Genomic DNA, 19,048 nt, shown 5'->3' with positions numbered 1-19,048 from the left:
AAGAGGAGGAAAGTACCCTCGATAGTTTACCTTTCTCCCAGTCGGCTTGCCACAACAAGCCCCGAAGGGCTGAGTTTACCGCGATTCACTACGCTCCTATAATGCTGCTTTGGCGTAGAAAGCCGGTTGAAGATTAGCTGTAAAGGATATTGCCGTGGCTGAAAAAGTTGTGATCGTCGGTAGTGGCCCCGCAGGGTGGGCGGCCGCCATTTATACTGCTCGTGCCAGCCTGGAACCGCTGGTATACGAAGGCGCTATCACCGAAGAAAATCGGCAAAACGGCACCATGCCGCTGGGACAATTGAGCCTGACAACCGAGGTCGAAAACTACCCAGGTTTCCCAGCTGGCGATCTGAGCCATTACCTGCGTGATTCGCTCGACGAAGAAAACGCTTGGTTGGCCGATATGCACGCCAAGGAAGGAGCCAGCGGGCCCGAGTTGATGAACCTGATGCGAAAGCAGGCCAAGAACTTTGGCACTCGGGTCGTGACCGACGACATCGTGGAAGTCGACTTTTCGAGCCATCCCTTCAAGCTCAAGTCGCTCGGTGGCGACGAGGTCGAGGCCATGGCTGTGATCATTGCCACCGGTGCTCGGGCCAACTACCTGGGGCTCGAGTCGGAAGACAAGTACAAGAACAAAGGGGTGAGCGCGTGTGCGGTATGCGATGGTGCCCTGCCCCGCTTCCGCAACAAGCCGCTCGTCGTAGTCGGCGGTGGTGACTCGGCCGTGGAAGAAGCCGATTACCTCACCAAGTTCGCCAGCACCGTGTATCTAGTGCACCGCCGTGACGAGTTGCGTGCTTCGCAAATCATGGCCGAGCGGGCGAAGAATCATCCCAAGATCGATATTCTCTGGAACAGCGTCGTCGAAGAAGTGCTCGGCACCGACGAGGACGGAGTGACCGGCGTACGGATTTCGTCGACCGTCGGCGAAGACGATCGCGAACTCGAAGCTGGCGGCATGTTTGTTGCCATTGGCCATACGCCGAACACGGCTTTTCTTGAAGGCAAGCTGGAGATGACCGACAAGAAGTACCTGCAGTGGACCGTTCCGTTCCGCACCAATACGAGTGTCGAAGGTGTCTTTGCTGCCGGCGATGTTGCCGACGACTACTATCGTCAGGCGATCACCGCTGCCGGATCTGGCTGCATGGCCGCGCTCGACGCCGAGCGGTGGTTGGCCGCCAAAGGTTTCCACTAAATCATGCCCACGGCCTTCGACGAGCATCGGGCTCGTCGAAGGCCAAAGCAGGATGAAGTGCGAATCATCCTTTTTGTAACCCGCCGCCAGCAATGGCATTCCGTGTTGTGCTTGAGTCCCGCTTAGTCCCTTCAAAGCTCTCGGTATTTTTTTCGAGAGTCGTTTCGCTTCAAGAAGTCAATCACCATGCAACGTCTCTCTGTGAAAGAAGCCCGGTTACCTGAAGCCATCGGCCAGCAGGTTCGTCTGTCGGGATGGGTCCGCACGCGCCGCGATTCGAAAGGCGGGTTCAGCTTCATCGAGATCAACGATGGTTCCTCGCTCGGCAACATACAGATCATCGCCGATGGTGATCTGCCAAATTACGAGTCGGAGATCAAGCATCTCTCGGCGGGAAGCAGTTTGACTGTCGAAGGCGAAGTCAAACAGTCGGGTGGCAAGGGACAGGCAACCGAGATTCAGGCCGCCTCGATCGTGATGCATGGAACGGCCGACCCTGAGAGTTATCCCCTGCAAAAGAAGCGTCACAGTTTCGAGAAACTTCGCGAGTGGGCCCACTTGCGTCCCCGTACCAACACGTTTGGTGCAGTCATGCGGGTGCGGAATCGCATCAGCCGCTCGATTCACGACTTCTTCCAAGGCGAAGACTTCCTTTGGGTGCATACGCCGATCATTACCGCCAGCGACTGCGAAGGGGCTGGCGAGATGTTCCGCGTTTCGACGCTCGACCCTGCGAATCCTCCGAAGGACGATAAAGGCAACATCGACTACGCCCGCGACTTCTTCGGACGCGCGTCGTACCTGACCGTTTCGGGGCAACTCGAGGGCGAGATCTACGCGACCGCGCTCGGCAAGATCTACACCTTCGGACCCACGTTCCGCGCTGAGAACAGCAATACCTCGCGCCACTTGGCTGAATTCTGGATGGTCGAGCCTGAAGTCGCGTTCTATGACCTGACCGACAATATGGAACTGGCTGAACGGTTTCTCAAGCGAATCGTTTCCGACGTGATGGCCGATTGTGCGGAGGATATGCAGTTCTTCCAGGACCGCATCGACAACACCACGTTTGCGAAGCTCGAGAAAGTAACCGAAGGTAAGTTCCAGCGGGTCGCTTATACCGATGCAATCGACATACTCGAGAAGTCGGGGCAGGAATTCGAGTTCCCGGTTGCCTGGGGACACGACCTGCAAGCCGAGCACGAGCGGTTCCTTACCGAGCAGCACTTTGAGTCGCCGGTGATCTTGTACAACTACCCGGCCACGATCAAACCGTTCTACATGAAAGTGAACGACGACGCCGAGCCCGATCGCCCCACGGTGCGGGCGATGGACGTGCTCACACCAGGCGTTGGCGAGATCATCGGTGGCAGCCAGCGTGAAGAACGACTTGACGTGCTCGAAGACCGCATGCGGCAGCAGGACCTGAACCTCGACGACTACTGGTGGTACCGCGAGCTTCGCGAGTTCGGAACCGTGCCGCACAGTGGTTTCGGTCTCGGTCTGGAACGCATGGTGCAATTCGTAACCGGCATGGCCAATATTCGCGACGTCATCCCGTTCCCCCGCACTCCAGGTAGTGCGGAGTTCTAAGCAACGCAAAACGCGAAGACACCAGCTGTTCGACAGCCGCTGAGAGTTTAGCGGCGACGTACAAACAGCAGGCTCATCGTGGCCAGCCCGAATACAACCAGCGAAGCTGGTTCGGGGACCGACTCGATGATGATGCCCGACAAGCTGCCGCGTTCATCTCCCGAACGAACCGGGCCGGCAATGCTGAGCGTGCTGGCGGTTTGCACATCGCTAACCCAGAAGTTACCGATTTGCGAAGTGGTGAGACGCTGCCAGGGATCGCCGGCAAAGTTGTTCTCGGCGTAGTCGTAATCACTGGCCGCAATAGCGGTGCCACCCAGAACAGCCGCGCCGTTGACCATGAAGTCGCCGGTCGTGTAAGTCGAGTCGTTGCCGTTCTGGTCGGAGCTGATGATGCCGTACACGCGGTACTTGGCGTACGGTACGTCTTCTACAGTGACCGATACGCCGGTGCCACCATCGTCGAGATAGGGGTGCAGCAGAATGCGGTCGCCGTTGCCGTTGTTATCGCCATTGGCCCAGGTGTTGGCCGACGACCAGGTAATGCTGGCCGAGGTCGAGTCGCCAAGGTCGTCTACCAGCGATTGAGGACCGCCGCTGGCGGTGCTGGTGTTGTTCCAGTTGGCCGAGCCAAGAGGGCCCGCGGTATCGGTGGGTTGCAGGCTCCAGTTCTCAGCGGTGGTGTTATTGAAATTCACCGAGATTGCTGCCGACTGGGCGCGCTGAGAGAAGCAGAATCCGACGAGCAAGCATGCCGCCAGGGTCGTGCCGATTTGAGTGCGAATCATTAGACCAGCGTCCTTCTAGAGAAGATCATCGTTGAACAAATACGTAGGTCGCCTGGGCGTATGTTAATTGCGGGACCGGGCCTTGTTGGAAGAAAAACTGGAAAAACTAGAGAAATCCCTATATCTGCTAGAAGGCGAATGTGGGTAACCACGTCCGTGATCAACGGATGGCCGTAACTTCGATATTAGACGGTTCGTCTGTCGCCTGAACAGCTATGTTTGCGCTCCGCCGTACTATTAGCGACGCGATTGCTCAAACAGATATGTTTCATAATCCGACTGGCACAACTTGGATGATTGCTTCGTGCCTGTGGGGCGTAGCCGCGGTCGGCGTGTGGTCGTGGACGACTTGTTACGAGTTCAAGACCGATGCTCCGAGTGCCACGCTGGCTAGCCTTGAGCGTTGGCCGAGCGATTCGGAACTGGTGCTCGCCGGTGACCGCCCGACGCTGGTGTTCTTCGTCCACCCGCGTTGCCCTTGCACAAGAGCCTCGGTTCGGCAGCTGGAGCGAACCCTCACCGGTGCTGGTCTCTCGAATGGGGCGCAACCCAAACTCATCGTCGTAGCTACGGTGCCGGAGGATGCCGATCGAGCTTGGCGCGCGACCGACGTCATCACTCGCTCCGCCCGTTTGCCTTTCGCCGAAGTCCATTGGGATACCAGTGGAAAGGAGTCGAGCCGATTTGGGGCGACGACAAGCGGAACGCTCATGCTATTCCAACCCGACGGTGCTCTCTGTTTCGCGGGGGGTGTTACCTCGTCACGTGGGCACGAGGGTGATAACCAGGGGAGTCGAAACCTGCTAGTAGCACTTCGGCAGGAGCAGTCGCTGGCGATATCGCACCAGCCGGTGTTTGGTTGCAAGCTCTGTACGGAGTTCGACTTCGCAACGTGCAATAACAACTGTGCGTTGATGCCCTCCGACGGTGAGCATTCAACAGAAGGAGCAAACCGATGAAGGCCCTGATTGAGTTTGCCCAGTCGAAGTTTACCGATCTTTCTCCTTCGGTGCAGTTGAAGCTGGCAGACCAGTTTAAATCGATTCACATTCGTACCGATCGCATGTTCGCCGTGCTCATGCTGCTGCAATGGGTCGGTGGCATCGCCATGGCGTTGATCGTGTCGCCTCACACTTGGATCGGCGCAAAGAGCGAGTTGCATCCGCACGTGGCGATGGCCGTGTTCGGCGGCTTTGTGCTCGCATCGATGCCAATCGCGCTGGCGATCTTTCACCCCGGACGAACCACCACGCGAATGGTGATTGCTTGCAGCCAGGTCATGTTTTCCTCGCTGTTGATTCACCTGAGCGGTGGGCGGATTGAGACGCACTTTCACATATTCGGATCCCTCGCGTTTCTTGCTGCGTACCGCGATGTTCGTGTACTCGCACCCGCTACGCTGATCGTGGCCGTCGACCACTTGATTCGCGGAGTTTGGTGGCCCGAGTCGGTGTTTGGCATCGCCACGGCGTCGGAATGGCGGTGGCTCGAGCATGCGGCGTGGGTCGTTTTCGAAGACATCTTCTTGCTCATCGTCATTCTGCAGAGCCAGCGTGAAATGGTAGATCTTGCGCAGCATACCGATCGGCTCGAACAGGGCGAGCTGCAGTTGAAGCGTGCGATCACCGCAGCGGAGCATGCGAACCGCACGAAGAGCAAGTTTCTGGCGAACATGAGCCATGAAATTCGAACTCCTCTCAACGGCATTCTTGGCTTTACCGAGGTGTTGATGCGTGATCGTCTTTCGATCTCGGACGACGAATCCGACGAGTACCTTCATACCATTCGGCGGAGTGGTCAGCATCTGCTTGCCTTGATCAACGACGTGCTCGATATCTCGAAAATCGAAGCCGATCAATTGCAGGTAGAGAACATCGCCTACTCTCCGCATCAAATCATTTCCGAAACCATTTCGGTACTTCGCGTCGCCGCAACCGAGAAGGGTATCGGCCTTGACTATCGCTGGGAGAGCACCATCCCCAGTACGATCGAGACCGATCCCTATCGATTGAAGCAGCTTCTGCTCAATCTGGTGGGGAACGCGATCAAGTTTACCGACCAAGGTTCGGTGGTCGTGGTTGCCAGAATTGAGAGTGCTGCGGAAAACCCAGAGTTGGTGGTCGAGGTCCGCGACACTGGCATAGGGATCGCCCAGGAAAAACTCGATGCGATCTTCCAGCCCTTCGTGCAAGCCGACGACACCGTGACTCGCAAGTATGGCGGAACTGGTCTGGGGCTGGCGATCAGTAAACGCATTGCCGAAGCCCTCGGCGGAAGCCTGACCGCTCAAAGCATCGTGGGGCAAGGGAGTACCTTTATTGTACGCGTAGCGACCGGCGACCTCACCAGCGTTGGCGACTACGCGCCTGCAGTGCATCTCCCCGGCGGGGACATCCGGCAACAAATCACGCCGAGTTGCGATCTCAACGGATTGAGTGTGCTGGTTGTCGACGACGGTGACACTAATCGCAAGCTCATTCGCTTGTTGCTCGAACGCAACGGAGCCAAAGTGCGCCAGGCCGAGAACGGGCAAGTTGCCATCGATATGGCGATACAAACGAGTTTCGACGTGATCCTCATGGATATGCAAATGCCGGTGCTCGATGGTTACTCGGCGACTTCTCGATTGAGAGATGCTGGCTTCCAAGGGCCTATCATCGCGCTCACCGCCCATGCGATGAAGGGCGATCGCGAGAAGTGCGAGCGGGCCGGGTGTACGGGCTACTTGTCGAAGCCGATTGATGCCGACGAACTGTATCAGGCGATATGCATTGCGATCACCGATGGAAAATGCACCGCTGAGACTCCAAGCTCCTCGGCAGCCGTTCCCCAGATTACCGGCGAACCGATTCGCTCGCTGTTGCCGACCAGCGATGCGGAGATTCGCGAAATTGTGTCGGAGTTTCTCGATACGTTCGACAGCAAGTCGGTCGCCATGCAGCAAGCATGGGAGAGCGGCGATTTGGAAGCACTCGCTCAGCTGGCTCACTGGCTGAAGGGAGCTGCGGGAACCGTTGGTTTCGGCTGCTTCACCAACCCGGCCGCCGAGTTGGAGCTGAACGCCCGCGATGGGGAGGTCGCCAACATTAGCGCCCCGTTGCAAGAAATCAAAGAACTGAAACAACGACTCGTACTCTAAGACTCGACCGATCCCCCCTGCCCCGGCGATAGCTACCATGACCAGTGCCTTTGCTTCATCAACCGATACCGATCCAACGCTGCAAGCGGGGCTCGAACCACTGCAGGCGTGCCCGGTGCCGGATGCCAAGTTGGTGGTGATTGACGACGAACCAGTGAACATTAAAGTGGTCTCGCGACTGCTACGGATTGAAGGTTATACGAGCTTCGTTTCGACGACCGATTCGCGGGAAGCGATCGACTTGATACGTGGGGAGTCTCCTGATCTGGTATTGCTGGATCTCATGATGCCGCATGTTAGTGGGTTGGATATTCTCTCGGAGCTTCGGCAGCAGCCGTCGCTCAGCCATACTCCGGTGATTGTGCTGACCGCGTCGACCGATCAGGAGACTCGCGTCGATGCCTTACGGCGAGGGGCGAACGACTTGCTCAACAAGCCGATCGACCCGAGCGAGCTGGCTCCGCGGGTGGGCAACCTGCTGGTGCTTAAGCGTCACCAGGACCAGTTGCGGGATCAGTCGCGGGAGTTGGAAGCAGCGGTGCAGAGACGCACTGCCGAGCTCGAAGCATCTCGGCGTGATCTCTTACACTGTTTAGCACGGGCGGCTGAGTTCCGCGACGACGACACCGGCCATCACGTGCTACGCGTGGGCCGCTACGCCCGACTGGTGGCCGAGGCCATGCAGTTCGACGCGTCGTTCATCGATTGCATCGAGCAGGCGGCTCAGCTGCACGACGTCGGCAAGATTGGTGTCGCCGATGCGGTGCTGAAGAAGCCGGGGAAGCTCACGGAGGAAGAATTCGATGTGATGCAAAAACATGCTGGCCTTGGTAAACGGGTGTTGCAGCGTTTGTCGCCGCAAGAGGAAATCGCCCTTCGGCATCATGCGGATATCGGTGCGAAGGTGCTGGGGGTGGCGAACTCGCCGGTGCTCGACATGGCTACTCGCATTGCACTGACCCATCATGAACGATGGGATGGCTCTGGTTACCCGATTGGACTGAAGGGGAACGACATCCCGATCGAGGGTCGCATCACTGCCGTGGCCGACGTGTTCGACGCGCTGAGTACCAAGCGGTGTTATAAGCAAGCGTTTCCCATCGATCGCTGTTTTGAGATCATGGCCGAGAGTCGCGGCACTCACTTCGATCCCGTCGTGCTCGACGCATTTTTCTCCAAGCGTGCCGAAATTGTCGAAACGCAAATGCGATACGCCGACGACCAGTAAGGCATGGATGGATTGATGTTTCGATGGGGCGTCTGGGTTAGGTCCTCCTTTCGTGATGTGTTTGTTGGCTCTGCATCGACTAGGCCTCGCCTAAGGTCATCTTTATCTGTTTCTCCTGGCCATCACGCACGATGGTTAATGTGACGGTTTGGCCCGGTTTGTAGCCATCGATGATCGCCAGGAAATCGCTGGCCGATTCCACCGGTTTGCCATCTACGGCGGCTAGCCAGTCGCCGCGGGTGACGTCGGAGGTCCGCGTGCGATAAATCATGTTTCCTTTTCGCAGGGTCTCGAATTGCACAATCGCTTGCAGTCCTGCTTCGGCGGCGGGGCTACCTGGGCGGATCAGTTCGATCTTCACTCCGCGGTCGGTGTATTCGCGGAACAGCACGATGCCGTGGTCGGGACGCACGATGCGCCCATGTTCGATCAACTCGGGCACGATCGTCGCGATGCGGTTCACGGGAATGGCGAAACCGACTCCCGTGTTTTGTCCCGTGCGGGTGGCGATGGCCACGTTCATGCCGATCATCCGTGCGCCGGAGTCGAGCAGCGGACCGCCCGAGTTGCCGGGATTCATCGCCGCATCGGTTTGGATGAGCGACTTCATCTCGCGGCCGGTGCGACCTTCGATCGAGCGGTTCAGGCTCGAAATGATGCCTTTGGTCAGGGTGCCTTCCAAGCCAAACGGGTTGCCGAGTGCGTAGACCTGCTGGCCGACCCGCAAGCCTTCGCTCTTACCGAGCGGCAGCGGCACCAGTTCGTCGGAAGGGGCGTTGATCTTAAGCACCGCGATGTCGTGCTCGCGGTCCTGGCCGATGATTTCCGCGGGATAGGTCTGCCCGCTCGACAGGGTGACTTCCACCACGCGAGCGTCTTCAATCACATGGGCGTTCGTGAGAATGTGGCCCTGCTTGTCGATCACCGAACCAGAGCCCGAGCCCTGCCCCACGCGGCGGCGCATGAACACGGGATCGACCTGCTCGGTCTGCGTATCGATGTTTACCACGCTGCGATTCGCCACTTCGTACACCCGGATGTTGGCGAGCTCCTCGGGGGTGAGCACCGCTTTGGGGGATGCGGATTGTGGCAGCTTGGGGCTCGATACCGCCGACGTGGCGAGGCTTTGAGCCATGACAGGCGTTTCTAATTCTTGACGGTGGATATAAGCCGTGGCAGCGATCGCGCCGACCACTACCCAGGCCAGCGGCACCAGCAGTCTTTTGTTGGTCATGATTCGACTATGTGGGTAAAGGATAGGTATTGGTAAATGAATGTCGTTTTGCGATGCATTCAATGGTTGCTACGATGGCAACGCACGAATCGTTCGCGAATTGCGATTTCGCCCGATTTCGAATCGTGCATTTTTTGCGTTATTTTCGATACGATCGGTCCAGGAAGGTGTCCCCGCCGCGGGGGAGTGATATGCAACTCGACGACGAACTTTGCCTGTGCTTTCACGTGACCAAACGCAAGGTGCTGAACTACCTGCGGATTGAGCGTCCGCGCTCGGCGTCGCAGCTGGCCGACTGCCATGGGGCGGGCACCGGGTGCGGCTGGTGTCGAGCGGCGCTGCGGCGGTTGCACGAGGCCTCGCTGGCGGGCGGGGCCGACGAGGCCGAGCTACCCACGGCCGACGATTACGCCCGGCAGCGAAGTGCGTACGTCGAAGCCGGGGGAGGCACACCGCCGCCGGGGGCCACTGCCACGGGGTAAGTGCTAGCATGGCCGCGAATCCATCTTGCCGGTGCGGCTGGCAGCTTTTACACTCCTGCCGCCCAAAAACCACCCGCTTAGGGGTACTTGTCACGCCCATGTCGCAAGGAAGCGCATCATGTCGTTCGATCCCGCACAACTTGTCTCTACTATCACCCAGTTGCAGCACGATACCGTCGCGCGTTGGCACGAAGTCGACCCCGATAATCCCTACGAGGGATTGTTGAACACGGTTTGCCAGCAGCACCAATTCAACTTTCTGCTCTGGCACGAGGAAGACATTGCTCGTAGCCCCGACGTGACCGATCAGCGGATTGCAGCGGTCAAGCGAGCGATCGATGGTTACAACCAGAATCGCAACGACTACATCGAGCGGGTCGACGAGGCACTCATCGAGCTGCTCACGGCCGAAGGAGTCGCTCCGGCCGAAGATGCTCGGCTGAACACCGAGACTCCCGGTAGCGCGGTCGATCGTTTGTCGATCATGTCGCTCCGCATCTATCACATGAACGAACAGCTCGATCGCACCGATGTCGACGAGGCCCACCGCGAGAAGGTGGCCGAGCGCATCGCCCGGTGCCATCTGCAGCATGCTGATCTTTCGCAGTCGCTGGTCGAACTGCTCGGCGATCTCCAGCAGGGCAAGAAGCAGCTGAAGGTCTATCGGCAGATGAAAATGTACAACGACCCAACGTTGAATCCCTACTTGTATCGTCGACTCCGCAAGGCGGGCTAGCATTGGTTTGCTCTTACACTTCCGTGTTTTTCTGAGCGAGATATTCCTATGTCGATTGCCCCCCAAGCCACGAGTCGGCCGAGCCGAATCAGTCGGTCCCCAGCCCCGGCAAGTGGTCCGGCTGGCACGATGCGCGTGTTGCACGCGATTACTCCTTCGCGCATGGCAGGGGCCGAGACCTTTCTCGCCCGCTTGCTGAATCATGCCAAGGGGGGCCGCATCGAGCATCGCTGTTTGGTGAATAACGATAGCCCCGCGATTAATGAAATGCGGGCAGCTGGTATCGACTTTGCGCAGGCCGGCATCGGCGGCAAGGTGAACTTGCTGGCCGTGTCGCGGCTGGCCCGCGCGGCCCGCGAGGCGGGGGCGTCGCTGATTGATTCGCATCTGTCGACCGCCAGTTGGTGGTGCTGTTGGCTCGAACGCTGCGGCGGCATTCCGACCGTGGGGCACGTGCATGGGTTCACCTCGGCGCACTGGCATCGTGGCCAATCGCATCTGGTGACTTGCTCGCACGCGGTGAAGGAAGACCTGATTGAAAAAGGCTTCGACGCGGGACAAATCACCGCGCTGCACGTGCCGGTGGAGCCAGCCGACGTGATGGCCGCTCGCAGTCGCCGAGACGTGCGGCAGGAGTTCGGCGTGGACGACGATACCCCGGTGGTGGGAACGTTCGCCCATCTGTCGGTGAAAAAAGGGCATCGCGAGCTGATTGTGGCTGCCGAGCAAGTGCTCCGCGAAATGCCCAACGCCCAGTTCTGGTGCTTCGGCGATGGCTTGCTCCGCGAGGAACTCACCGCCAAGGCCGACGAACTCGGCATCAGCGATCGCTTCCGGTTGATGGGCTTCCGACGCGACGTGCCCGACATGATGCGGGCGGTCGACGTCATGGCGTTGCCCTCGCATCGCGAACCGTTTGGGTTGGTGTACGTCGAAGCGGGGTTGTGCGACCGTCCGGTGATTGCCTGCCAGGCAGGCGGTGCGCCGGAGATTATCGAGCATGCCGAAAGCGGGCTGCTGGTGCCGCCGATGTCGCCGGGGAAGTTGGCCGAGGCCATCCTCGAACTGCTTGGCGATCGCACTCGGGCTGAGAAGATGGGCCGCCGGGGCAACGAGATCTGCCGCACCCGGTTCAACTGGCCGAACTACGTGGAGCAGCTTTCCCAAGTGTACGAGCAGGTAGTCGAGCAATTCGCCCGATAACAGCGGGCGTTGCGGGTGGTTCGTTTCCCACAGCCCTTGCTGTGGGGTAGGATGGAGAGGTTCCACTGGCAATCTCGACTCCGTTGTTTGTGACACTATGAAGGCCCTCGATCAACCGAATCACCTGCTGCACGCCTGGTTGCGGTCGATGGCTTTGTTGGGGATCGCGCTGACGCTCAGCGAAACTTTCTTGGTGCTAGGGGTGGTGTCGCCGGTCGCGATCGAAGGAAGCTCGATGGCCCCGACCGCGTTGGGGCCGCATCTCGAGGCCATGTGTCCTCACTGCCAGTTGGCGTTTGCCGTGGGGCTCGACCAACGCCCCGCGAGCAACCGGCTGGTGTGTCCCAACTGTTTGCAAATCTTCGAAGTCGACGAGCAGTTGCCGCTCGCAGCAGGACAGCGGGTGCTGGTCGATCGAGTGCATTACGAGATGTTTGACGCCCAGCGTTGGGATGTCGTGGTGTTTCGCTGCCCGGAGCATCCGACCGATTACTGCATAAAGCGAGTGATCGGCCTGCCAGGCGAGCACGTTGATTTCGAGAAAGGCGACCTCGTGATCGACGACCAGATCGTTCGCAAAACACTGTCCGAGCAACTGCGCTTGCGACAATCGGTGCACGTTGAACGCGACGACTTGCAGGCGTGGTTCGCTCCGCGGGATGGCTGGAGCTACGACCACTGCACGTGGACTCACCAGGGCCCGAGCACGCAGCTCTGCTTTGCCCCCATCGGCGATTTGGCCGTGCTGAATCACCTGGGAGTGAACCAGGCAGCGGTGCTGCCGAGATCGATCGCGCTCGACCTGATGGTGACCTGCCAGGCAAAATTGGGTCCGCAGGCGACCCTGCAATTTGTTGCCGAGTTCGGCGAAGGGACTCGGCTCGAGTCGTCGCAAGTAACGGATTCCAGGGCGAGCGAGTCGGGCGTGTCGCTGGTGTGGTCGCTGTTCGATCGCCAAGCGTTGCTAGCAGTCGATGGCTCGCAGACCGTCGAGCAAACACGATCGACCCCCTGGCCGGGGCCGCCAGGGCTGCGGATCGAGGCGGTTGGTGAGGTCGAGATAACCGACCTGACCGTCTGGCGAGATATCCACTACCATACGCGTCCCGTGGACCGCTGGCCTGCCGCGGGGGTGCAGGTGAGCCCGCAGAATCTGTTCGTAGTCGGCGATAATGTGGCCATTTCGTCCGATAGCCGCACGTGGGCGAGCCATCAATTACCGGCGAAACTGCTAATTGGCCGGCCGATTGGGGTAGAATGAAGTTTTCGACTAGATTCCGCCATAGCCAGCGAATAGATTCCCTGGGATAATTGCGGTTTGCATGACGACGACCCGCTAGAGCTACGATTCGAGAAACCACATGGCGAAGAATAACAAGAAGAAATCCGGCAGCAACGTTCCTTTGCCAAGTTCGCGCAAGGAGCCGGAAGCGGAGTCGCCGAAACCGAACGCCCACCCTTCGCAAAGCGCGGTGCGGGAGACCTTCGAGTCGCTCGCGATCGCGTTCATCCTGGCGTTTCTGATTCGCACGTTCGTGGTCGAGCCGTTTGTGATTCCCACCGGCAGTATGTCGCCCGCTCTGCGCGGAGTGCACAAAGACCTCGAGTGCCCGCAGTGCGGCCACCGCTATCGGGTGAATGCCTCGCAGGACATGGCTCCGCAGCAGGAGCGCTGCGTCGGCGGCATGTGCCCGATGTGCCGGTACACGATGGCTTTCGACACCGAGGCGGCCGCCAAAAGCAAAGTGGCTCCCAAGTTGGCGGCTAACGAGCCCAACTACAGCGGCGATCGCATTATCGTCAATAAGTTCCAGTACTCGTTCCAGGAGCCCGAGCGGTGGGACGTGGTGGTCTTCAAGTATCCCGGCAACGCGACCCAGAACTACATCAAACGACTGGTCGGGCTGCCGGAAGAGACGCTTCGCATCTTCGGCGGCGACCTGTTTGTCCGCCACGTTGGCGAGAAGCAGTTCACCATCGCCCGCAAGCCGCCAGCCACCGCGTACGCAATGCGTCAGGAAGTGCACGACAACCAGCGGAATCCGCGGAAGCTTCGCGAAGCGGGCTGGCCCTATCGCTGGCAAGCCGACGATGGCTGGAAGGTGGATGTCGCCGAGACCGATCGACTGACGCATCGCACGTTCCAAAGCGACAAGGCAGGGGAACAATGGCTGCGGTACTTCCACACCCCGCCCGACAAAGCGGTCTGGCCGATTCTGGAGCAGGGAGGAGAAATCCCCAGCGTCAACAAGCAATTGGTCAGCGACTTCAACTCGTACAACACGCGGATCATGCAACTGTACTACAATCGCCTGGCAGGCCAGGGAGCCAGCAATCGATTCGAGGTTTACGACAGCGTGCTCGGCATGCATTGGGTCGGCGACTTGTACGTCGATGCGAATGTCGAAGTGCAGCAAAACTCGGGTGAGTTGATGCTCGAACTGGTCGAGTCGGGGCAGCGTTTCCGGGCGACCATCGATTTGAAGTCGGGGCAAGCAACGCTGGGCATCATTCCCCGCGGTCAGACTGCGCCCGCCAGCGACTTCGCCCCGGTGGGCGAAACCCCGTTGATGACCAAAGGAAGCTATCGGGTGGTCTTCGGCAATGTCGACGACACTTTGCGGCTGTGGATTGACGACAAGCTGGTGGAGTTCGACTCGGCGACCACATACGACTGGGAGCAACGCTTCGGCAATCGCGAAGATTGTTTGCCATACACCAGCGACGACGAGCCGGGCGATTTGTCTCCTGCCCGGGTCGGCACCAACGATGCCCTCGTGGCGGTGAATCGATTGCGGGTTGAACGCGACATCTATTACATCGCCGATAAGCAGGGGAACGCTCCGAGCAGAAACCCCGAAGAGAGCATCGTCAGCGACTATGGCATTGATGTTTATCGGAGCCCCGCGGCGGACCAGCGCGACTGGGATACGATCGCGACCCGCCAGGCGGTGGAATTCCCCTTGAAGGAAGATCAGTTCTTCGTGATGGGCGATAACAGCCCGCAGTCGAGCGACGCCCGCTTGTGGTATTCGGTGCGGGAGAACTCCTACGACGGAGCGAAGTCGCAGCCCGGCGGCAATTACCTGGAACGCCAGCTGTTGATTGGTCGGGCGATTAGCGTGGTTTGGCCGCATCCTTGGTATCACGTGGTTCCTAATGTGACCGACATGCGTCGGATTCGTTAGCGGCTTGTCGACCGCGTGAGTGCTAGCACGCGGACTGACCTTTGCCCAGCGGGCGAAGCTTGGTAGAAAAACAGCTTGCAACTCGTTTCTCGCCTCGCGTATGTAGTCGTTATGCCATTGCTCGAAACCAAAGGATTGGTCAAATCGTACGGTCGCCGCCGAGTGGTGGATGGCGTCGAGTTTGCCGTGGAGTCGGGCGAGATCGTCGGGCTGCTCGGGCCAAACGGCGCCGGCAAGACTACCTCGTTTCGCATGACCTGCGGCATGGTCGACCCCGACGCTGGCGAAGTTCGCCTGAGCGGGCACGTGGTGACCAACTGGCCGATGTACCGTCGCGCCCGCGAAGGGGGCATGGGTTACCTGGCTCAGGAATCGAGCGTGTTCCGCAAGTTGTCGGTGCAGCAAAACCTGCTCTGCATGATGCAGATGCTGGGGATGGATCGCCGAACCCGCCGCCGCCGGTGCGACGAACTGCTCGAGCAATTCGGCATCACCAAACTGCGCCGGAGCAAAGCGATGAGCCTCTCGGGCGGCGAACGTCGCCGGCTCGAAATCGCTCGCTGCCTGGTTTCGGATCCCAAGATCATCCTGCTCGACGAACCGTTCACTGGTATCGATCCGGTGACGATCGATAGCATCCAAGGCATCGTTCGCGATCTTCGTGAGCGCGGCATCTCGATCCTCATCACCGACCATCAGGTCCGCGAGACTCTCGAAATCACCGACCGCAGCTACGTGGTACGTAGCGGGCAGGTGCTTTGCTCTGGCTCGCCTCAGGATGTGCTGAACAACGAGGACGCCCGCAAGTACTACTTCGGCGAAGGCATGGACGTGAACCTCGGCGCTGCCTAGGTGGTGGTCGGCTGTTGCTGATACGGCATCTTGATGTCGTCGATATCGATCTCCTCCAGGCCGGGGAATCCTTGCTCGACAATCGCCTGGCCTAGTTCGGTGACTTGTCGATAGTACTTGTTCGTTGCCCGGCGACCCGTGAGCTTCGCGATTTCGTGCTGGCAAAACGTGTCGGCCGCTGCGGTCAGCAACGCATTCTCTTGCCGGGCGGCGTACAGACTGGTTGCCAGTAGCGTGAGCATCGTCTGGCAGCGGCTCGAAAGTTCGGCCATTCGGCATTGGCGATCGGCCAGGCCGAGCTGGAACTTGCTCATCGTGCCCGAGATCTCCAGGGCCATCTGCTGCAGACCGTCGCAAGCAAACTCGGCATGCGCAACCAGCGCGGCAGGCATGTTCGGCAACGCCGGTTTGTGGGCGAAGCGTAATCGTCGGCCGAGCACCCACTTTACGTACGGCCAGGCCACCGGAGCCAGCTTCAGCACGTGGGCCGGATTCAGCGGATTCGGCTTCTTGATGCCGGCCGCGGCCAAGGCTTTGCCGACCGGTTCGAAGTAGGTTTTGCCATGATGCTTCACCAGCGACTTGAAGAACGCCATGGCGAGCATTTCGCCTTCGCCCTCGTAAATGCAGGGGGCGAGGAACTCGTGCACGTTGTCGCCGAACAGATGGCCATGCAGGAACGACCGCCCGCCGTGGGTTTTCATGAACAGTTCGATCGCAGCATGTTTCTGTGCTTCGCTGCCAAAGATCTTGGCCACCACGCATTCCATCTCGCCGCGGTAGCCGCGATCGATCAGGTCGGCGCACCAGGCGACGAGCGCATCGCTGGCGACAATCAGCCCCGCGAGTTCTCCGATCCGGCGTTGCACCAGTTCGCGATGGGCAATCGGCTCGTTGTAGGTCACCCGGAACTTCGCCCACGGAATCATGTTGGCCAGCATCGTCCGCATGGTGCCCGCCGCGTTGGCGCACAGCGAGATGCGTCCCAGATTCAGCCCGTGATAGGCGATGGTGAGCCCGTCGCCGCGGACTGGCTGCAACAGATTCTCGGCTGGCACCGGGAAGTTGTTGAATACCATGCCACGGTTGTAGGTTTGCTTGAGGGCCCACAAGCCGTATCGCTTGAGCTGAAACTGCTCGCTCTCCTCCTTCGGCAGTTCGACCACCAGCACGCTCGGCACGTGATCGATCAGGCAGACCAGGCCGACGGTCCGCCCGAGTTCGATATTGGTGATAAACAGCTTCTCGCCGTTCAGCAGGTAATGGTCTCCCTGCAGCACCGCGGTGGTTCGTAGGGCGGTCAGGTCGCTGCCGGCGCAAGGCTCGGTCAAGGCAAACGCGCTGAGTCGCTCGCCGCTGGCCAGGCCGGGCAGGAACCGCTGCTTCTGCTCGTGGTTGCCGAACGAACTGACCGGATCGACCGCACCAATGCAGCCATGCACCGAAGCCAGCCCAGCGATCGTCGGATCGACGGTCGCCATCCGCGTGATGAACGCGGCAAACGAAGTGAAGGGGGTGCCGCTGCCGCCGTATTGCTTGTCGACCAATAGCCCCCAGTACCCCGCCTCGGCCAGGTCCTGCATCACGTGCGTTTCGATTTTGCCTTCGTCGTTGAGCAGCGTGCCCGCCCGCTTGTGGCGTCGCACCACCGCGATCGAGTCGTCCATCACCCGCTGGATGTCGGGCGCGACTTCGAGCCGGGCGCTCTGGAACTCGCCGACGGGGACCTGTCGATCCCACACCGCGCGATGAGCAGGGCTGTTGACGGTTTGGTACTGCGGGGCGAAGAGGGCTTCGACCTGATCGTCGGCCGTATCGATCGCTCCGGTACGGCGAGCCTCCTCGGCGCTTTTGCCACCGAGCTCGAGGGCCACTTCGGCAAACGACTTTTCTTGCGGCGACTGACCCGAGGAAGGGGGAACCGGCATGCTGGTGGACATGACGCGCCTCGTTTTGTAGGGTGGGGCGGTCGGTCTCCAAGCTGGCCAGACCCCACGACGAAAAGGGAATCCTCTGTTTAATCATAGGTCTCAACCTGGGGGGCGACAAACCGCCAGCTACGGCCGCATCTACCCCGAAAGCCTCGGAAATCCCTGGGGGATATGGACAGATCGCCCTTCGGATGACCATCATCTGGTAGAGACTGTTACCTAAACCACACTGGGAATATCCGATATGCACGACCCCCGCATCGATCAATTGGCCGAAGTTCTGCTCGATCACAGTTGCCAGCTTCAGGAGGGCGAAAACGTGCTGATCGAAGCCATCGATCTGCCCGAGCCCAATCTTGTCTGCAGTCTGGTAGAGGGGGCCGCCAAGCGAGGGGCGATTCCGCTCGTGACCTGGAAGAATCAGTCGGTGCTGCGATCGATGTATCGCGAAGCGACCGTGGAGAGCATGCAGCTCGCTTCCAAGTTCGAAGCCGCCCGGATGTCGGAAATGCAGGCGTACATCGGCATTCGTGGTTCGGCCAACAGCAGCCAGTTGGGCGACGTGCCGCAAGAGAAGATGGACCTCTACCAAAAGCACTGGTGGCACCCCGTGCACTCCAGCCTGCGCGTGACCGGTACCAAGTGGGTGGTGCTGCGGTACCCGACCGATTCGTTCGCCCAAGCGGCTCAGATGAGCACCCGCGCGTTCGAAGATTTTTACTTCAAGGTCTGCACAGCCGACTACGCCGCGATGGCCGAAGCCCAAAAGCCGTTGGTCGAGCGGATGGAAAAGGCCGACCAAGTGCGAATCGTTGGACCGGGCACCGAGCTGGAATTCTCGATCAAAGATATTACCGTGGTACCGTGCAACGGCAGCCGGAACATCCCCGACGGCGAGGTGTTCACTGCGCCGGTTCGCGACAGCATCAACGGAAAAATTGCGTTCAACACCCAGTCGCGTTACCAAGGCACCGTGTTCAGCGACATTTGCTTCGAGTTCAAAGATGGCAAGATCGTCAACGCGACTGCCAACGAAACCGAGAAGCTCAACGCGATTCTCGACTCCGACGAAGGGGCTCGCTACTGCGGCGAGTGGGCCATCGGCACCAACAACCACGTGAAGCACCCGATGCTCGATACGCTGTTCGACGAGAAGATCGGCGGCTCGTTCCACCTGACCCCTGGTAACTGCTACGACATTGCCAACAACGGCAACGACAGCGTCATCCACTGGGATCTGGTGCTGATCCAACGCCCCGACTACGGCGGCGGCGAGATCTACTTCGACGGCGAACTGCTTCGCAAAGATGGCAAATTCGTGCCCGACGACCTGCAAGCCCTGAACGTCGGGCTGTAAGCGCCGGTTTGCTGCGTTGGAATCGACCCGAATTGTGCCCCCAAAACCGCGAAATCGATTCGTGGGGGCAATTCTTACGGCCAGCCTGTTCGCCCTAAGTGCTTGTAGCAAAA

15 protein-coding genes are annotated in these 19,048 nt (G+C 59.6%); 12 read left to right on the top strand and 3 right to left on the bottom strand.

From position 1 onward, the window contains the following. Positions 1-154 precede the first annotated feature (154 nt). Together Pan181_RS23900 and asnS are read left to right on the top strand one after the other, a co-directional pair. Positions 155-1,204: a thioredoxin-disulfide reductase gene (locus tag Pan181_RS23900; RefSeq protein ID WP_145251185.1), complete on the top strand. Its 1,050-nt coding sequence runs from the start codon at positions 155-157 to the stop codon at positions 1,202-1,204. A gap of 186 nt (positions 1,205-1,390) precedes the next feature. Next, positions 1,391-2,797 carry an asparagine--tRNA ligase gene (gene asnS / locus Pan181_RS23895; protein WP_145251182.1) on the top strand — a complete coding sequence of 469 codons (1,407 nt, stop codon included), beginning with the start codon at positions 1,391-1,393 and terminating at the stop codon, positions 2,795-2,797. Positions 2,798-2,844: 47 nt separating this feature from the next. Here asnS and Pan181_RS23890 read toward each other — a convergent pair whose 3' ends face one another. Continuing rightward, positions 2,845-3,585 (bottom strand): PEP-CTERM sorting domain-containing protein, encoded by a 741-nt coding sequence (locus tag Pan181_RS23890; protein WP_145251179.1) that lies wholly within the window; start codon positions 3,583-3,585, stop codon positions 2,845-2,847. Between the two features lie 263 nt (positions 3,586-3,848). On the opposite strand from Pan181_RS23890, the gene Pan181_RS23885 reads away from it, so the two are divergent. The 3 genes from Pan181_RS23885 to Pan181_RS23875 are packed head-to-tail and all read left to right on the top strand — an operon-like array spanning position 3,849 to position 7,952. Continuing rightward, positions 3,849-4,544 (top strand): thioredoxin domain-containing protein, encoded by a 696-nt coding sequence (locus Pan181_RS23885; protein ID WP_145251176.1) that lies wholly within the window; start codon positions 3,849-3,851, stop codon positions 4,542-4,544. Then, positions 4,541-6,724: a response regulator gene (locus tag Pan181_RS23880; protein ID WP_145251173.1), complete on the top strand. Its 2,184-nt coding sequence runs from the start codon at positions 4,541-4,543 to the stop codon at positions 6,722-6,724. Before Pan181_RS23885 ends, Pan181_RS23880 begins: the two co-directional genes overlap by 4 nt. 37 nt (positions 6,725-6,761) lie before the next feature. Beyond that, on the top strand, positions 6,762-7,952 hold the full coding sequence (locus Pan181_RS23875) for an HD domain-containing phosphohydrolase (RefSeq protein ID WP_145251170.1): 1,191 nt from the start codon (positions 6,762-6,764) through the stop codon (positions 7,950-7,952). Between the two features lie 79 nt (positions 7,953-8,031). Here the strand turns inward: Pan181_RS23875 and Pan181_RS23870 are convergent, their stop codons facing one another. Continuing rightward, positions 8,032-9,186: a S1C family serine protease gene (locus Pan181_RS23870; RefSeq protein ID WP_145251167.1), complete on the bottom strand. Its 1,155-nt coding sequence runs from the start codon at positions 9,184-9,186 to the stop codon at positions 8,032-8,034. A gap of 191 nt (positions 9,187-9,377) precedes the next feature. Here Pan181_RS23870 and Pan181_RS23865 point away from each other — a divergent pair, with 191 nt between their 5' ends. The 6 genes from Pan181_RS23865 to lptB all read left to right on the top strand — a co-directional run bounded on the left by Pan181_RS23865 (position 9,378) and on the right by lptB (position 15,647). Next, positions 9,378-9,668, top strand: coding sequence for a (2Fe-2S)-binding protein (locus Pan181_RS23865; protein WP_145251164.1), 291 nt, complete (start codon positions 9,378-9,380; stop codon positions 9,666-9,668). Positions 9,669-9,786: 118 nt separating this feature from the next. Continuing rightward, positions 9,787-10,404 carry a DUF4254 domain-containing protein gene (locus Pan181_RS23860; protein ID WP_145251162.1) on the top strand — a complete coding sequence of 206 codons (618 nt, stop codon included), beginning with the start codon at positions 9,787-9,789 and terminating at the stop codon, positions 10,402-10,404. A 48-nt stretch (positions 10,405-10,452) separates the two neighbouring features. Beyond that, complete coding sequence (locus Pan181_RS23855; RefSeq protein ID WP_145251159.1) at positions 10,453-11,607, top strand: glycosyltransferase; 1,155 nt, start codon at positions 10,453-10,455, stop codon at positions 11,605-11,607. A 97-nt stretch (positions 11,608-11,704) separates the two neighbouring features. Next, positions 11,705-12,868: a signal peptidase I gene (gene lepB / locus Pan181_RS23850; protein ID WP_145251156.1), complete on the top strand. Its 1,164-nt coding sequence runs from the start codon at positions 11,705-11,707 to the stop codon at positions 12,866-12,868. A 100-nt stretch (positions 12,869-12,968) separates the two neighbouring features. Further along, a complete protein-coding gene (gene lepB, locus Pan181_RS23845; protein ID WP_145251153.1) occupies positions 12,969-14,795 on the top strand; it encodes a signal peptidase I in 1,827 nt (608 codons plus the stop codon). A 111-nt stretch (positions 14,796-14,906) separates the two neighbouring features. Further along, the gene (lptB, locus tag Pan181_RS23840; RefSeq protein ID WP_145251150.1) at positions 14,907-15,647 is read left to right on the top strand and encodes an LPS export ABC transporter ATP-binding protein; all 741 of its coding nucleotides are present in this window, start codon (positions 14,907-14,909) and stop codon (positions 15,645-15,647) included. Here lptB and Pan181_RS23835 read toward each other — a convergent pair. Next, on the bottom strand, positions 15,644-17,587 hold the full coding sequence (locus tag Pan181_RS23835; RefSeq protein WP_197528651.1) for an acyl-CoA dehydrogenase family protein: 1,944 nt from the start codon (positions 17,585-17,587) through the stop codon (positions 15,644-15,646). The two genes, lptB and Pan181_RS23835, sit on opposite strands and share 4 nt — an antisense overlap. Positions 17,588-17,822: 235 nt before the next feature. On the opposite strand from Pan181_RS23835, the gene Pan181_RS23830 reads away from it, so the two are divergent. Beyond that, positions 17,823-18,935 (top strand): aminopeptidase, encoded by a 1,113-nt coding sequence (locus Pan181_RS23830; protein ID WP_145251147.1) that lies wholly within the window; start codon positions 17,823-17,825, stop codon positions 18,933-18,935. The last annotated feature ends 113 nt before the right edge of the window (positions 18,936-19,048 follow it).

Source organism: Aeoliella mucimassa (genome assembly GCF_007748035.1).
Taxonomy (GTDB): domain Bacteria; phylum Planctomycetota; class Planctomycetia; order Pirellulales; family Lacipirellulaceae; genus Aeoliella; species Aeoliella mucimassa.
The sequence above is the reverse complement of the archived record's forward strand: the minus strand, read 5'-3'. Positions and strand labels throughout refer to the sequence as shown.

Coding starts and splice junctions, on each gene's coding strand:
- asnS (WP_145251182.1), top strand. CDS start 1,391: ATGCAACGTCTCTCTGTGAAAGAAGCCCGGTTACCTGAAGCCATCGGC.
- Pan181_RS23890 (WP_145251179.1), bottom strand. CDS start 3,585: ATGATTCGCACTCAAATCGGCACGACCCTGGCGGCATGCTTGCTCGTC.
- Pan181_RS23885 (WP_145251176.1), top strand. CDS start 3,849: ATGTTTCATAATCCGACTGGCACAACTTGGATGATTGCTTCGTGCCTG.
- Pan181_RS23880 (WP_145251173.1), top strand. CDS start 4,541: ATGAAGGCCCTGATTGAGTTTGCCCAGTCGAAGTTTACCGATCTTTCT.
- Pan181_RS23875 (WP_145251170.1), top strand. CDS start 6,762: ATGACCAGTGCCTTTGCTTCATCAACCGATACCGATCCAACGCTGCAA.
- Pan181_RS23870 (WP_145251167.1), bottom strand. CDS start 9,186: ATGACCAACAAAAGACTGCTGGTGCCGCTGGCCTGGGTAGTGGTCGGC.
- Pan181_RS23865 (WP_145251164.1), top strand. CDS start 9,378: ATGCAACTCGACGACGAACTTTGCCTGTGCTTTCACGTGACCAAACGC.
- Pan181_RS23860 (WP_145251162.1), top strand. CDS start 9,787: ATGTCGTTCGATCCCGCACAACTTGTCTCTACTATCACCCAGTTGCAG.
- Pan181_RS23855 (WP_145251159.1), top strand. CDS start 10,453: ATGTCGATTGCCCCCCAAGCCACGAGTCGGCCGAGCCGAATCAGTCGG.
- lepB (WP_145251156.1), top strand. CDS start 11,705: ATGAAGGCCCTCGATCAACCGAATCACCTGCTGCACGCCTGGTTGCGG.
- lepB (WP_145251153.1), top strand. CDS start 12,969: ATGGCGAAGAATAACAAGAAGAAATCCGGCAGCAACGTTCCTTTGCCA.
- lptB (WP_145251150.1), top strand. CDS start 14,907: ATGCCATTGCTCGAAACCAAAGGATTGGTCAAATCGTACGGTCGCCGC.
- Pan181_RS23835 (WP_197528651.1), bottom strand. CDS start 17,587: ATGTCCACCAGCATGCCGGTTCCCCCTTCCTCGGGTCAGTCGCCGCAA.
- Pan181_RS23830 (WP_145251147.1), top strand. CDS start 17,823: ATGCACGACCCCCGCATCGATCAATTGGCCGAAGTTCTGCTCGATCAC.